This window comes from Bartonella sp. B10834G3, assembly GCF_016102505.1.
Taxonomy (GTDB): domain Bacteria; phylum Pseudomonadota; class Alphaproteobacteria; order Rhizobiales; family Rhizobiaceae; genus Bartonella; species Bartonella choladocola.
Window position 1 is genome coordinate 1,190,072 of the sequence record NZ_JACFOM010000001.1, and the last position, 15,685, is coordinate 1,205,756.

General features: G+C 46.1%; 13 protein-coding genes and 1 tRNA gene. 6 read left to right on the top strand and 8 right to left on the bottom strand.

What is annotated here, in order from left to right:
• Nucleotides 1–155 precede the first annotated feature (155 nt).
• The 3 genes from fdnG to H3S94_RS05230 are packed head-to-tail and all read left to right on the top strand — an operon-like array spanning nt 156 to nt 4,865.
• On the top strand, nt 156–3,254 hold the full coding sequence (fdnG, locus tag H3S94_RS05220) for a formate dehydrogenase-N subunit alpha (protein WP_198240439.1): 3,099 nt from the start codon (nt 156–158) through the stop codon (nt 3,252–3,254).
• On the top strand, nt 3,251–4,195 hold the full coding sequence (gene fdxH / locus H3S94_RS05225; protein WP_198240440.1) for a formate dehydrogenase subunit beta: 945 nt from the start codon (nt 3,251–3,253) through the stop codon (nt 4,193–4,195). Before fdnG ends, fdxH begins: the two co-directional genes overlap by 4 nt.
• Nucleotides 4,185–4,865, top strand: coding sequence for a formate dehydrogenase subunit gamma (locus H3S94_RS05230; RefSeq protein WP_077993929.1), 681 nt, complete (start codon nt 4,185–4,187; stop codon nt 4,863–4,865). The genes fdxH and H3S94_RS05230 overlap by 11 nt, the downstream gene beginning before the upstream one ends.
• Nucleotides 4,866–5,091: 226 nt before the next feature.
• Here the strand turns inward: H3S94_RS05230 and dut are convergent, their stop codons facing one another.
• The 6 genes from dut to H3S94_RS05260 form a co-directional block, all read right to left on the bottom strand.
• Nucleotides 5,092–5,562 carry a dUTP diphosphatase gene (gene dut / locus H3S94_RS05235; RefSeq protein ID WP_198240441.1) on the bottom strand — a complete coding sequence of 157 codons (471 nt, stop codon included), beginning with the start codon at nt 5,560–5,562 and terminating at the stop codon, nt 5,092–5,094.
• An 85-nt stretch (nt 5,563–5,647) separates the two neighbouring features.
• The gene (gene mbfA, locus H3S94_RS05240) at nt 5,648–6,634 is read right to left on the bottom strand and encodes an iron exporter MbfA (protein WP_198230288.1); all 987 of its coding nucleotides are present in this window, start codon (nt 6,632–6,634) and stop codon (nt 5,648–5,650) included.
• Nucleotides 6,635–7,268: 634 nt separating this feature from the next.
• Nucleotides 7,269–7,760 carry a GNAT family N-acetyltransferase gene (locus tag H3S94_RS05245; protein ID WP_198240442.1) on the bottom strand — a complete coding sequence of 164 codons (492 nt, stop codon included), beginning with the start codon at nt 7,758–7,760 and terminating at the stop codon, nt 7,269–7,271.
• A gap of 81 nt (nt 7,761–7,841) precedes the next feature.
• A complete protein-coding gene (gluQRS, locus tag H3S94_RS05250; RefSeq protein WP_198240443.1) occupies nt 7,842–8,720 on the bottom strand; it encodes a tRNA glutamyl-Q(34) synthetase GluQRS in 879 nt (292 codons plus the stop codon).
• On the bottom strand, nt 8,707–9,186 hold the full coding sequence (locus H3S94_RS05255) for a disulfide bond formation protein B (protein WP_198240502.1): 480 nt from the start codon (nt 9,184–9,186) through the stop codon (nt 8,707–8,709). Before H3S94_RS05255 ends, gluQRS begins: the two co-directional genes overlap by 14 nt.
• Nucleotides 9,187–9,260: 74 nt before the next feature.
• The gene (locus H3S94_RS05260) at nt 9,261–9,848 is read right to left on the bottom strand and encodes a YqaA family protein (RefSeq protein WP_077993921.1); all 588 of its coding nucleotides are present in this window, start codon (nt 9,846–9,848) and stop codon (nt 9,261–9,263) included.
• 169 nt (nt 9,849–10,017) lie between these two features.
• Between H3S94_RS05260 and H3S94_RS05265 the strand changes: the two genes are divergently transcribed.
• Together H3S94_RS05265 and arsC are read left to right on the top strand one after the other, a co-directional pair.
• Nucleotides 10,018–10,103 (top strand) — tRNA-Leu (locus tag H3S94_RS05265).
• Between the two features lie 413 nt (nt 10,104–10,516).
• Nucleotides 10,517–10,888: an arsenate reductase (glutaredoxin) gene (gene arsC, locus H3S94_RS05270; RefSeq protein ID WP_077993919.1), complete on the top strand. Its 372-nt coding sequence runs from the start codon at nt 10,517–10,519 to the stop codon at nt 10,886–10,888.
• 373 nt (nt 10,889–11,261) lie between these two features.
• Here arsC and H3S94_RS05275 read toward each other — a convergent pair whose 3' ends face one another.
• On the bottom strand, nt 11,262–11,978 hold the full coding sequence (locus H3S94_RS05275) for an NAD-dependent deacylase (protein ID WP_198240444.1): 717 nt from the start codon (nt 11,976–11,978) through the stop codon (nt 11,262–11,264).
• Nucleotides 11,979–12,064: 86 nt separating this feature from the next.
• Between H3S94_RS05275 and H3S94_RS05280 the strand changes: the two genes are divergently transcribed.
• On the top strand, nt 12,065–14,062 hold the full coding sequence (locus H3S94_RS05280) for a hypothetical protein (RefSeq protein ID WP_198240445.1): 1,998 nt from the start codon (nt 12,065–12,067) through the stop codon (nt 14,060–14,062).
• A gap of 53 nt (nt 14,063–14,115) precedes the next feature.
• Here H3S94_RS05280 and H3S94_RS05285 read toward each other — a convergent pair whose 3' ends face one another.
• Nucleotides 14,116–15,408 (bottom strand): L,D-transpeptidase, encoded by a 1,293-nt coding sequence (locus H3S94_RS05285; protein ID WP_198240446.1) that lies wholly within the window; start codon nt 15,406–15,408, stop codon nt 14,116–14,118.
• Between the last annotated feature and the right edge of the window lie 277 nt (nt 15,409–15,685).

Below are 15,685 nucleotides of genomic sequence, written 5' to 3' on the forward strand. Positions count from 1 at the left end.
TTGTAGATGATCTCACCCGACCGGCAGACATCCGCTCATGTTCTAACAGAGCGTTGTTTGGACTTTTTCAAAGCAGGATTGGTTGCTTTGGAACAATTGTTGATTTACAATTGTCAACTTGTGGGATGATCGAAAAATACTAGAGGAAAGCCCGTATGAATATAGAAATTTCGCGTCGCGCCTTTTTAAAGGGTGCTGGTGCGGGTGTCGGCGCAACAGCCTTGGGGGCACTCGGCTTTAGTGAAGCCGAGGCGACCGTTGTTTCGGCGATAAAGCCTTTCAGGTTGGCTTCAACAACCCAGACCCGACAAACCTGTACTTATTGTTCGGTTGCTTGCGGCATTATCCTTTATTCAAAAGGATCAATGAAAGACGGCACAGCAAAAGTTATTCACGTCGAGGGTGATGTTGACCACCCGACCAATCATGGAACTCTGTGCCCGAAAGGTGCAGCCCTTCTTGATACAATCCATTCAAAGAACCGTTTGACAAAACCGAAGGTTCGTCGCCCCGGTTCCGATCACTTTGAAGAAATCACATGGGACGAGGCACTCGATAAAATTGCCCGCTACATGAAAGATGACCGCGACGCCAATTTTGTTCAGAAAAACGAAAAAGGCCAAACAGTCAATCGCTGGTTGACAACAGGATTTCTCGCAGCCTCTGCGGCTACAAACGAAACCGCATTTGCGACTTATAAGGTCGTGCGTTCATGCGGTATGCTGGTATTCGATAACCAGGCACGCGTTTGACACGGCCCCACGGTGTCCAGTCTGGGCCCAACATTTGGTCGTGGCGCGATGACAAATCCATGGACGGATATCCGCGCAACGGATCTCGTCATTATTATGGGTGGTAATGCTGCCGAAGCACATCCTTGTGGCTTCAAATGGGTTACCTATGCAAAAGAGCATCGCGGTGCAAAGCTGATCGTTGTTGATCCGCGCTTTACCCGTTCGGCTTCGGTTGCCGATTTTTATGCACCGATCCGTCAGGGAACCGATATTGCCTTTTTGTCCGGTGTCATCAACTACTGCATAACGCATGACAAAGTTCAGTATGAATATGTCAAACATTTCACCAATGCCGGTTTGATCGTCAATGAAGGTTTCGGTTACAAAGATGGCCTGTTTACCGGATATGACGAAGCCAAACGTGATTATGACCGCTCGACCTGGTCCTATGAAATGGACGAGAACGGTTACGCCAAGAATGACGAGACTTTGACTCATCCGCGTTCGGTCTGGCAGCTTCTTAAAAAACACGTTTCGGTTTACACGCCTGAAATGGTTGAAAGAATTTGCGGTACACCGAAGGATAAGTTCCTTAAAATCTGCGAGATGATTGCAGAATGTTCAAGCCCGACAAAGGCGATGACATCCATGTATGCTCTCGGCTGGACGCAACACTCCAAGGGTGCGCAAAACATTCGCACAATGTGCATGTTGCAGCTTATTCTTGGTGACATTGGTGTTCGTGGTGGCGGTGTGAATGCACTTCGTGGTCACTCCAATATTCAAGGCCTGACAGATGTCGGACTGATGTCCAACCTCATTCCGGGCTATATGAATATTCCGATGGAAAACGAGACAGATCTCAAGACCTATCTCGGAAAACGCAAGTTCACGCCGACACGGCCGAATCAGGTCAGCTACTGGCAGAATTATGACAAGTTCTTCATCTCGTTCATGAAGGCAATGTGGGGTAAGGCCGCAACAAAAGAAAACGACTTTGCCTATGATTATCTGCCGAAGCTTGATATCGCCAATTACGATATTCTTAAAGCTGTCGACCTGATGGATCATAATCAGATGAACGGCTATTTCTGCCAAGGCTTCAATCCTGTTCTTGCATTCCCGAACCGTAAAAAGGTCGAGCGTGGCTTGAGCAAATTGAAATTCCTTGTCGTGATGGATCCGTTGGAAACAGAGACGGCACGTTTCTGGGAAAACCATGGTGATTTCAATGATGTCAATACATCCGAAATCAAAACGGAAGTTTTCCAATTGCCGACAAGCTGTTTTGCCGAAGATGAAGGTGCTGTTGTCAATTCCGGTCGCTGGTTGCAGTGGCACTGGGCAGGGCAAAATCCGCCGGGTGACGCAAAGCACGACACTTGGATCATGGCGCAACTCTGGTTGAGGCTGAAGAAGCTTTATGAAAAAGAAGGCGGTGTGTTCCCCGATCCTATCGTCAACCTCCATTGGCCATATGAGGACGAAAGCGAACCTCAGCCGGCAGAACTTGCCAAGGAAATGAACGGTTATGCTGTCGAAGATCTTTATGATCCGAAAGACCCGACCAAAAAAATCCTTGAAAAAGGCAAACAGGTTCCAGGCTTTGCTTCGTTGAAGGCCGATGGAAGTACTGCTTCGGGCTGCTGGATTTATTCAGGCAGCTTTACCGAAGACGGGAACATGATGGCACGGCGTGATAACACCGACTATGACGGTGCCGGACTTTATCCGAAGTGGACATTTGCGTGGCCGGCAAACCGCCGCATTCTCTATAACCGTGCATCTGCCGATTTTGACGGTAAGGCTTGGGATCCGGAACGTAAAGTTATCGAATGGAATGGCGAGAAATGGACGGGATTTGATGTTCCGGATATTCCGCCTGCATCCGATCCGCACGCTGTTGGTCCATTCATTATGAATGCGGAAGGTACTGCACGACTGTTTACGCTTGCCGGACTTCGTGACGGACCGTTCCCGGTTCACTACGAGCCGTTTGAATCGCCGGTCGTCAACCCGATTGCACCGAATATTCGTGGCAATCCGGCCGCTCGTATCTTCGATGAAGATCTTGCACAATTGGGAACGAGTGACGAATTCCCATATGCTGCAACCTCTTATCGCTTGACCGAGCATTTCCACTATTGGACGAAAAACAACCGGATCAATGCTGCTTTGCAGCCGCAATTCTTTGTTGAAATTTCGGAAGAACTGGCAGCAGAGAAAGGTGTTGTAAAAGGTGATTGGGTGAGAGTTTGGAACAAACGCGGGCAGGTTTTTGCCAAAGCGCTGGTTACCAAACGTATTCGTCCGATCATTTGTGACGGCAAACCGGTTCATGTTATCGGCATTCCACTGCATTGGGGCTTTATCGGCGAGGCGAAGAAAGGCTTCGGTCCTAACTCGCTCACGCCGTTTGTCGGCGATGCCAATTCCCAGACGCCTGAATTCAAGGCATTTCTGGTGAATATGGAAAAATCGAAAGCACCAGTCGATGAGAATGGAAAGGCGGAACAATGATTAATATCAATCCTCCAACACAGGATAAAATCGAACCGCAGATCGGTCCGGATGATTACATCCGGATTTCCGCTTCGCCAGCGCCGAAACCGAAGCGAAAATTGGAAGAAATCGCCAAGCTGATTGACGTTTCACGCTGCATCGGCTGTAAAGCTTGCCAATCGGCCTGTTCGGAGTGGAACGAACTGAACCCCGAAATTGGTGACAATGTCGGTGTTTATGACAACCCACGTGACCTTTCTCCGGACGCTTTCACAATTATGCGTTTCACAGAATGGGTTAATCCGGAAACAGATGCACTCGAATGGCTTATCCGCAAGGATGGTTGCATGCATTGTTCGGAACCGGGATGTCTTGCCGCTTGCCCGTCACCGGGTGCTATCGTGCAATATTCCAACGGTATTGTGGATTTTATTCACGATAAATGTATCGGTTGCGGTTATTGCATTAAAGGCTGTCCTTTCAATATTCCGCGTGTCTCGCAAGTAACCCACAGAGCCTATAAATGCACCTTGTGTTCGGACCGTGTTGCTGTCGGGCAGAAGCCTGCTTGTGCAAAAACCTGCCCGACCGAAGCGATTATGTTCGGGACAAAAGCCGAGCTTAAAGAACATGCCAAAGAGCGCATTGCCGATCTGAAAGCCCGCGGTTACAAGAATGCCGGCCTTTATGACCCGCAAGGTGTTGGCGGAACGCACGTCATGTATGTTCTCCATCATGCCGACAAGCCAAGCATTTATGCAAATCTGCCGGAAGACCCGCACATTTCACCGATTGTGAAAACGTGGAAGGGCATTTCCAAATATTTCGGGCTTGGTGCTATTGCTGCGGCTATCCTTGGAGCTGCCGCACATGGTATCTTCATCGGGCGTACAAGAGTAACCAAACACGATGAAGAACGAGCCGAAAAGACTCTGGAGGATATCGATCATGACGCATAAGCTTTATGAAAAATACGATTACGTCCATAAAGGTAATCCGGTTATGGTCGACCGCTATACAAAAGGCGCGCGCATCAACCACTGGATTGGCGCCATTTCAATGATTCTTTTGGCATTGACCGGTCTGATGATGTATTGGCCACCGCTTTTCCCGCTTTCAAACCTCATTGGAGGCGGGCAAGTTGTGCGTACCATTCACCCTTATATCGGTGTTGTCATGGTCATCAGCTTTGCCGGACTTTTCTTCCGCTTCTGGCGCCTCAATATCTGGGAAAATACGGATTTGAAATGGATTGTCGATATCAAGGATGTTCTTGAAGGCGATGAAGAAAAACTGCCAATGATCGGAAAATACAATTTTGGCCAAAAATGTATTTTCTGGTCGATGTCGATTGGTCTTATCATATTGATTGTGACAGGCTTTATGGTTTGGCAAGCCTATTTTGCACCTTTTGTTCCTATTGAATGGCAGCGTTATGCATTGCTTACCCATTCGCTGGTTGCCGCCTGCATTATCGCGGTGTGGATTTTCCATGTCTATGCCGGTTATTGGGTTGCCGGTTCAATCGGCGCAATGATAAAGGGCAAGATTTCCGGCGGCTTTGCATGGGCTCACCATCGCAAATGGTATATTGCGCTTTTGAGGGCAAATCGCATTAAAGACCGTTAGGTTCAGGCCTTGAGGTTTCAATGAATTTAACCGCAATGTTTTTCCAAACATTGCGGTTTTATATTTTTAAGCGTTGTTTTGTTGTCGATATTATCAAAGCAATGCCGCAGAAGTCGAAAGAACCTGATAAGAACCCCTGAAATAAATCGGGCATTCGCACTTCTTTTCAGAGGCTTTGTCTTATTTTCAGGTTTGCTGTTTTAAAATCTCTACGGATTCTAATTGTCTAGTTATGTCCGGTTGAACCAAACCCTTTGGTGCCGCGAATTGTATCCGAAGTTGTTGTGGTTTCCACAACGGCAATTTGCGGAGCCGGAGAAATGACAGTTTGTGCAATTCTCATGCCGCGGGTAATTGTGAATGGTTCCTGACCGAGATTGATAAGCAGAACTTTGATTTCACCGCGATAATCGCTGTCGATTGTGCCGGGTGTATTCAAACAGGTAACGCCGTTTTTGAAGGCCAGCCCCGAACGCGGGCGAATTTGTGCCTCATATCCTTCCGGTAACTCGAATATCAAACCTGTAGGGACGAGTGCGCGTTCACCGGAGGAAAGGATAAGCTCTTTTCCTTCTTCCAATGCCGCTCTCAAATCCATTCCCGCCGAGCCTGCGGTTTCATAGCAAGGCAATTTCAGCCCTTCCGAATGGGGAAGGCGACGAATGGCGAGTTTTATGGAAGAATCTGTTTGCGACATGGAAAGCCTTCAGGACGATATAATCACTGCCAACCCTTTTAAAGGGGATAGCGAAAAGTTACAAGTTCTCTTGGAGCGGTCTTTTTCAAGCGCTACCGATAAGAATACCGGTTGCAAAAACCAGAGCCCCGCCGACAACAACCTGTAAAGCGGCACGCCAGAATGGTGTTTCCATAAATTTGTTCTGGATCCATGCAATTGCCCACAATTCAAAAAACACAACAGCAAATGCAATGGCAATTGCGATGTGAAAATCGGGAATGAGAAACGGAAGCGCGTGTCCAAGACCACCCAAAGAGGTCATAACACCATTGGCAATGCCGCGTTTGATTGGTGAGCCGCGACCGGATAGTTTTCCGTCATCGTGGGCGGCTTCGGTAAAGCCCATTGATATACCGGCGCCGAGTGAAGCGGATAAACCGACGAGAAATGTTTGTCTCGTGTCACCGGTGGCAAAGGCAGCCGCAAAAATCGGTGCCAGAGTTGAAACCGAACCATCCATCAAACCGGCAAGACCGGGCTGGATCCAAGTGAGAAGCGTTTGCTTGCGTTCTTTTGCACGTTCTTCATCGGCAACCGATTTCGGCGTGTATTTTTTTTCAAGCTCGATCGCCACATCTTCGTGGTGTTTTTCTTCAAGCGCAAGATCGCCCAGGAGTTTGCGGATTTCCGCATCCTTGGCATGCTCGGCAGCCTGTTCATAAAAGCGTGCCGATTGGTCTTCCATTTGTGCAACCGAATCACGCACTTTATCAATACCGAGCGGGCGAACCAACCAATCCGGTTTGCGATCATAAAAGCCGCTGACATGTTCGCGCCGGATAAGCGGAATCATTTTGCCAAAACGTTTTTCAAAAATCTTTATCAGCCTGTCGCGGTGGCTATGTTCCTCATCCGCCATTTTTTCAAAAATCTTGGCAGTTGCGGGAAACTCGTCACGTAAACCATCAGCATAGTTAAGATAGATGCGCTCGTCATCTTCTTCAGAGGAAATGGCAAGAGCGAGAATTTCCTTTTCGCTAAGCGAGGAAAATGGTTTGCGATAGGAAGAGGCGAAAAGTTTTGAAAACATTTGGAACCTGAAAATTAGAATTATTCTAAACTAATCGAGTTGGTAAGAATTTCAATTGTAAAATACGCTTTGCACCGGATTGTGAATTGCCTTTATCCGGCTGGAACGCGTGTTGAGATGGATGAGTGGCGGGGCCTAAGCCTTTTAAATCAGGTTGCAAGCCGGAATACGGGGCTTTTCTGCGCTCCTCCAACCGTTTCCAACCGGAATTTTTGTTTGCACCCGTCTGGTTTTGATAAACATGATCGCTCTACCCAATCTCCGGTTTTCAATAAACGGAATTTAACCCCTTTTGATTTGTGACAAAAATAAACCTGAATGTCACCCTTAGAATTGCAAAAAAGCAATTTCCTCTCCACATTATCCGGCGCGGATGAAAATTCGCCGATAGCGCAGAACAATCCGGATTAAAATGTAAGAAGTGCTCTATAGCGACCATCGGCGTTGGTTTTCATTGCCACTCCAACCGGTTTATTTATGCCCGATCATTCGCTTATATTTTGGAACAATATTTGGAACGCTATAAAGGGGAAGGAATAATTATCACTTCCTCCAAGAGGCTATAAAGATAAAGCCGATGTCTCCGGAATTAAAGAGACATTCATGACAAATATCTATAAAGCCTCGCTAACAGCTAGAGAATTCTTTGCATCAACACAAGATTGAGCCACTGTCCGGCCTTTGTGCCGACTTCCGGCATGTGTCCGGTAATGGTGAAACCGAAGGCTTTATGAATGGCTATGGATGCTTTATTACCCGCTTCAATACCGGCAATAAGCACATGGATATGGTTTTGTTCGGCATGGGTAATCAAGGCACCGAGAAGTTTTTTTCCGATGCCTTTGCCGCGTTGGGTTTTTTCAATATAAATGGATATTTCGGCAGAATAGCGATATCCCTCGAAAGGTCTGAACGGGCCATAGCTTGCATAACCGACAGTTTTACTATCATCATCTGCTACAAGAACCGGATATCCGCTTGCATTTCTTGTCTTTAGCCATTCCCGACGATTATCAATATCGACGGTTTTTTCATTCCAGATGGCAAGTGTGTTTTTTACTGCATCATTATAAATATCTGTGATGGCTTCGAGATCACGTTCTTCGGCCGGTCTAATAGTAATCATTTTTAAAATCCATCGAATATTATGATTTCAAACCCTAATCGTTTTTTAAAACGGTGGGAAGAGGGGGAACTGTAGCAACGGTCAAATTTCCGGCAAAATGGCAAGAATGTCTTGTACCGATAGCCCGTGTTCACGCAGCGAGCGCAAACTTGTATCTTTGCTGGATTTTGACAATTTGTGCCCGTCTCGACCAAGAACCAGCGGGTGGTGGTAATAAAGCGGCGGTTTATAACCCAGAATCTCCTGTAACAGCCGGTGAACCGAAGTTGCTTGAAAGAGATCGGCTCCTCTTACGACATGGCTGATCTTTTGAAGAGCATCGTCGACAACAACCGATAAATGATAGCTTGTCGGGATGTCTTTGCGCGCGATAATGACATCACCCCAAAGTTCCGGACGAGCTATAATTTTTTCGGTTTCATGGCCTTTAAATTCGTACCAAAAAAGCTCTTTGTTTAAAAAACGCCGTGCCAGCTCCATATTAAGCCGCCATGAATAGGGCACACCTTCGGCGATCATTTTTTTCGCTTTCACAGGTGAAAGAGAGCGTTCATCTGTCGGGTAAAGTGGCACTCCATCGGGATCACGCGGCCAATTCTTACCCTTCCGTTCAGCTTCGGCAATGATTTCTTTCACCTCGCCACGGGTCAAAAATGCAGGATAGACAAGTCCGAGTTTTTCAAGTTCGTTGAATGCCTTTCTATAGTCGGAAAAATGTTCCGACTGGCGTCTGAACGGCTTTTGAAAATCGCATTCGAGCCATGAAAGATCTTCAACAATTGCATTTTCAAACTCTGTTGTGCAACGAATTGTATCAATATTTTCCATGCGCAAGATAAGCTCGCCATTCAACTCATCGGCGATATGCTTGTTCACAAGTGCCGAATAGGCGTGCCCCAGATGCAAATATCCATTGGGACTGGGGGCAAAACGTAATCTGGCAGTTTTAGTGTTCACCATTCTTCTTGAAGGCACAAAACGAGCCGATAAAACCCAGAACAGTCAAAATGAGACTTGAAACACCATTCCAACCGGCAAATGAAAGACCGAGAAAATATCCTGCGGCCTTGTCGCAAGAGGGGGGGCGTTTGCTATTCAAATTGGCGAGCAAATCATTTGCATCGGTGGTAATCGCGGTTGCTGCAGCCGAACAATCTGTCGGCCCTTGCCAGAATTTATACTCGGCTCCGGCGTGATAGATAGATAGACCGCAATTATAGAGCATCAAAACGGCGCAAATTAAAAAAAGCACACGGATAAGAATCCCCGGCTTTCCCTTTAAAGACAGAATAAAAGTAACAGCCATCAAAGGGATGCCCGAATAATAGGGAATACGTTCTTCAAGGCACAATTTGCACGGCATATAGCCGCCAATATGTTCAAAGCCGAGTGCCGTTCCAATCGCGATCACCATAATGACCAGCATCAAACATGACAGAATCGTTTGAAGCCGTCCGGATAAATAAATGGGCGAGGCGAAACCGATCACTCCGAATTCCTTTAAACCAATATTTTATAAAAAATATAGCCGATTATCAGAACAGTGCAAGCGATAGCGATAATCCATTTGAGCCTGGGCAGGATATATTCGAGCATGGCTGCACCATAACGGCTTATGAGCCAGGCCAGACAATAGAAACGCGCACTGCGTGTGATAATTGCCGAAAGGATGAAAATCCATATATTCATTCCCACAACACCGGCAAGAATCGTCACTACCTTGATTGGTGGCAGGTGTGATATTCCCGATGTAATGAGCAAAAGCAGAATGATTTCCATACTGGTATTGCTGCGCAATGCCTCGAAAGTTTCAAATTTTCCATAAAATTCGAGAACCGGTTTTGCTATTGCTTCATATGCAAAATGGCCGATAAGCCATCCAAGTACGCCGCCAAGAACAGAAAACAGCGATGCGATAAAGGCATAGCGATAGGTCTTTTCTTTATTGATAAGCGACATCGGGATAAACAGAACATCGGCGGGAATGAGAAAGACAGAGCTTTCCACAAAAGCGATAAACGCCAGCCAATATTCTGCCGACCGGCGGCCCGCAAGAGATAGTGTCCAGTCTCCGAGCTTTTTTAGCATTCTTCTTTTCCTCGTCAATGATGCTATCTCTAAAGAGGGTTAAAGCGTTAATCCAGTAGCTCGAACAAATTTTTTTAAGATAATTGTGCGTAAGACAGTTGACGAGACATCGGTTCTTAATATAACTCAACAAATCCATGACACAGGTTTGTGTCCTCACTTCATCGATGCGGGTGTGGTGGAACTGGTAGACGCGCCAGACTCAAAATCTGGTTCCCAAAAGGAGTGTCGGTTCGATTCCGACCACCCGCACCAATCAGACTTTCATGATTCCTGGTCTTCATTGCTATTTTGTTGGTCGCTTGAAGATGCTCTTCAAGAAATATCTTGAAGCAAATAATTTTTATAAAATTATCTGATGATAATAATTTATTGATATGAAAGCCCATATGCGGCTTTTTTCTCCCATACAAAAACACCTTGTCATTCGGCTTTTTATCTATTCAAGAAAAATTCCGTCACTTTTTTCGTGTCGTATAGACGCAAAAATTCAAGTCTCCCCAACCGATATTTTAAAAACGTTTCAGTAACCCGCTTTTATATCAAAAACATAAAAACGGGTTTGATAATTGCTCTATCGGTCGGGAAACAGATAGACTATCCTCGGCAAATCTTTTCCGGCCGTGTTAAAGCGGATAGAGAATACTCAATTATAAAAGGGGCAATTTATGCAAAATACCGATGTTATCATTTATCATAACCCGCGTTGTGCAACCTCGCGAAACGTGGTCGGTCTTGTTCGCGCCATGGGATATGAACCCCATATTATCGAATATCTGAAAACACCACCCACACCGGAAATGCTTCTTTGGCTTGCCAATCGGGCCAATGTTTCCATCCGCGAATTTTTGCGGACGAAAGAACCGGCCTATAAAAAACAGGGCCTCGACGATGAAACATTGCCGGACGATGTCATCGCCAGCAAGATGCACGATTATCCTGAATTGATAAACCGGCCGATTGTCGTTTGTCCCAAAGGGGTTCAATTGTGTAGACCGGCCGAAAAGGTAACAAATCTTTTGATTTTACCGGAAGAATAAAGCTTTTTATAAAAGCTGATGACGAGCCGACGAACGTTCGGGCGCAGAACTACAAAAATAATGAAAGTCCGGTAGGGCTTTCTATTTTCCGGACAAATGGTGTCGGACGAAATGCGGGTTAAAAAATCGCCAGTTGAAAACATTTCCTTCAATTTTGAAATAGATTTACCCGATAAATTAAAATTCAACTTGTTAGTTCATTCGACCTTGTCACTTCATCCGACCTTGTCACTTCAGTCAACCTTGTCACTTATTGAAAACATTTCCGTGTTCATTCCGGTCCGGTCTTGAACCTTGTTTTTTGCTTGAAAATAATTTGAATTATCATTCGATATTCCGATGGTTCCAAACCCGTTTTTTACGTTTGAAACCCTCAATGTTGATATTTTTCAATGAGCTTTTGTGCAAATTCCGGTACGGTCTTTGTTGCCGGTCCGGAAATGACTTCATCGAATAACGTATAGGAATGGGGATTGGCAGCAAGGTTGATTTCCAGACATTCTGCGCCTGAAAGACGTGCAAGGTTTACAAAACCGGCCGCCGGATAGACGAGGCCGGATGTTCCGATAGCAGCAAAAATATCAGCCTTGGAAAGCGCATTTTCGATTTTTTCCATATAATAGGGTATTTCACCAAACCATACGATGTCGGGTCTGAGACTCGCTTTGGCGTGACAATGCGGACAAATACTCGTTTCTGTTACGTCGGTGAGCCATTCGGATTTTTTATGGCAGGAAAGGCACAGAACCTGATTGAGCCTTCCATGCATATGAAGAACATTTGTCGAACCGGCTCTTTCATGCAAATCATCAACGTTCTGCGTCACAAGTACAAAGGATCCTTTGAAATGCTTTTGCAGCGCGGCGAGCGCAAAATGCGCTTTATTGGGTGAGGCTTTTAATGCATCACGTCGGCGTTTGTTATAGAAGTCATTGACGAGACGGGGGCTTCGTGCAAAAGCTTCCGGCGTAGCAACATCTTCGACCTTATATTTATTCCATGTACCATCGCTTCCACGGAAGGTTTCCAACCCTGATTCGGCAGATATACCTGCGCCTGTTAGAACAACAATATTGGGGAATTCATTCATTTATTACTCGCTCGTGACATGGTTATTTCTGTTTTATCAGAAATGCATATGTTACAAAGGATTTATTTTTAAAAGGAATCGTTCGGTTGGCTTTGGATAGTGACAGCAAAAAAACGCTTCGACAGAAGGTTGAGGATGCAGATTTGGCATTGTCGCTAAAAAAACGTGCTGAAAATAATGCCTCGTGGGCAGAAGCGCATATCGAACTTTCAGAAGCACTGCTGGCACTTGCCGATGCCGAAGAAGGGGAAGATGATGCCCTTGGTCATTACAGTGAAGCCGCATCCGGATTTGAAAAAGCCCTACAGGTTTTTACCCGCAAGAAAAATTTTACCCGCTGGGGAGGAATCATTGTTTCCTATGTGCGGTGTCTGCGCAATTATGCTTTAAGAGAAGGTGGCGAAATTGCAGTTTTGCGGTTAAAACGCGGGCTTTCTTTACTTGAAGAAGTTTATAGCGGCCTGCCAGAGCAGAAAGGTGCTTTTGATCGCGCGCTGATATTGACGGAAAAAGGCCACGTCTATCGTGCGCTTTCCGACATAGATTTTTCACGGCCACGTCAGGAAAGATTGAAATTGGCAATGGAAGCATTCGATGCAGCCATTGCTATTCTAAGGGAAAAAGAAAATTTCCATTATTGGTCGCTCGCCGTGTCTGCAAGTGCGCTGGTTGCGGCGGAATTGGCTCGCATAGAGCCGGTTGAAAAAGCGAGAGGATACCTCGAACAGGCAATCGAACGTTTCGAGACGGCATTGGTCTTTTTCAACGGTGATGATGCCCCACAGGATCTTTCCTATGTCTATTTTGAAATGGGGCGAACATTGATGCAGCTTGCAACATTGGATAGTCCGAACAATGTGAGCCTTATGGAAAATGCGCTGAAGGCTTACGAAAATGCTAAAAAATCATTGAAGAATGACAATACGAGCAATGCCCTTTTTCGCCTTCAGAATGAAACAGCATTGGCACTTTCCCTTGTCGCCCAGCAAAAAGATAGTGAAAATGCAATTCCACTTTTGGAAAAGGCGGTTGCGCTTTACCGGTCAAATATAGCCCTTGTCAAAGATAAGGGAGAAACCGTGGAGCTTGCACTTGCTTACGGCAATATGGGAAAAGATCTGACGCAGCTTGCCAATTTGGCATCTTCACCATTTCGGGAGCTTGAAAAAAGGCTTGAAGCTATTTCCGCGTTGAGAAAAGCTGTCGGTAAAGAAATAAAAGTTGCCCGTCCATTGGATTGGTTGTCGTATTTTATTGAACTTGGTGCAGCCCTTCAGGCTGCAGCCAATATCGAAGCGCCGGAAAAACGCGGCGACATGCTTCGTGAGGCGGTGAAATTTTATAATCAGGTTCTGGAAACGGTCAAAGGCCAGCAAAATGCAAAACTTGTGAACCGGATTTTGCAATGGCGTGCTCTTGCCCGTGCCCGTCTCGGAGAGGATGAAAAAAGCCATCAGGGATTGATATTGCTTAAACAGGCGGAGCTGGATTTCCGGCTGGCAATTTCCAAACTCGATCCGGAAAAAGACAAAAGAGATCTATTCCGCCTTTATAGCAATCTCGCTCATGTTCTTTACGCAATGGCGCGGCGCAAAGATTCCGAAACTCCGGTTGATTTGTTAAAGGCTGCCAATATTGCCGTAGAAACAGCCTTTTCTGTTGTCGCGAAGGGAACCGTTGATAATATAGAAGAACAACTGGACACGCGTTCTCACCATGCACTTATTTTATGGCGCCTTGGCTCGTTCGGCGGCATACCGGATGCGTTCCCGAAATCGCAGGCAATTTATGAGGAATTGCTAGCCTCGCCGGTATTGAAAGATAAATATAACAAATTGGTCAACATATTGAATAGCTATGCGCTGATGTTGAAAGACTGGGCAGAAATTGTGCCCGCAAAACAGGCGCGACCATTGCTCGAAAAAGCAGCAGAACTGCTTGCAGAACTCCATGCGGTAGCAGTTGCCAGTGATGACAAGAAGGCTACAAAACGTTGCAACAATGCTTTGACTGAAGTTAGATCGAGAATCGATGAACTCACCAAAAAGCGGTTTTTGAATTTTTGGCCATTCAGCCGGAAATAAAACCGCTTTTTGTATTGTTACCTCTCACGCAAAGAGCTTATCAACTTCAAATATCAATCGGTAAAGTGAACCACCACGCCCGGTTTTACCAATTTTGCCAATTCTTCGGCATCCCAATTGGTCAAACGTATGCAACCATGGCTGGAAGTCTTGCCAATCCGTGACGGGTCGGGCGTCCCGTGAATACCGTAAGTGGGTTTTGAAAGAGCTATCCAGACAGTGCCGACCGGTCCGTTGGGGCCGGGGGGAATTGTGAGAATTTCGTTGTTACTTCCCTGTTTGAAATTGACTTTGGGGTTATAAGTATAATTCGGGTTAAAGGCTATTCGTTCAACTTGTACAGTACCGGAAGGCGAGGGATTATCAGTGGAACCGATTGTTGCCGGATAAGCCACAACAAGACGGCCTTCCGCATTATAGCCGCGCACTTGTTTGCGAGCCTTGTCGGCAACAATGCGTACGACACTTTCCCGCTTTGGTAAAACGAGATTGGGAACTTTGATTGTTTCACCAACACGGGAAAAATGGGCCTGCGGATTGAGCTGTTGCAGATAATTCTCATCAATATGGAAGCGTTCTGCCAACATTTCCCTGACCGAAGTATAAGCCATAGCGGGCATTTGCGCCTTCATTGCATAGTCGGCGGGAATTGAAGACGCATAATGCCGGTTAACATCGCTTTCTGTAATTGTATATTGTGTAAAGGCCGGACCGCCGGTTGCTTGCAATGCCGAATCAAGCCGCTGCTTGTCATTGGGGTCAATGAAACGACCACTGATTTCGCTTGCGGCGGCGGCTGCTTTATCAAAATTGCTTCCAACCTGTCCGTCAATTGCTCCCGGTGAAGAGCCAAGCCGATCCATCAGAATTTGCACAGCTGCTATCGTTTCACGCCCTTTGGGAACATTGATTGCAGGCGTATGTTCGGACGGAGTATCGCCGGTCTGATAATGCGGGGTATTTTTGCGATAGTTAGGCGAATTATTTTGCCCGCCACCGCGATAGGGCCTTGCGTCAGGCGCTTCCGGTACATCCTGATCGTATGGTGCTCCGCCTTCTACCGGCCCCTGATTATTTGTTTCATAAGGCGGAGGGGTTAGCCCGTGCGGGTAGTTTTGCGGTTCTTCAACACGCACAACCTGTCCACGTTCGTCGACATAGATCCGTCGCCCGTATTGATCCTGATAAATGCGCAATTGCTGGCTATGGCGCGGCGCATCGGCGGGGTCATAAAGCTGTGCCAGCCGGATTATTTCATCTTTTTCAACTTCGCTTGCAAAAACAGGAGTTATTGATGTGACAAAAATAGTAAAAGCCAAACAAGAACCGGAAGAAATTTGAAACATTATGAACCGCGCAAATCTATTGTCATAAATTCGTTTAAATCAAAGAACCCGTTTTCTAGACCAAATTGGAGGCAGGAAAAAGGCAGCCTTTATTCTGTGTGCCGTCACATTATTCAAACAATGTCGACTGTTATCGAATATCCGGACTGAAACGGCGTTCAAAAGAGAACAGTTTTTTATTCTCATTATTTAGAGAACCGGAATGCACTGAATTTATAGGTTTGGAACGCACCGAGCGCGATATTTTGAATTGTTATTCCCCGATATGTATTTGGCA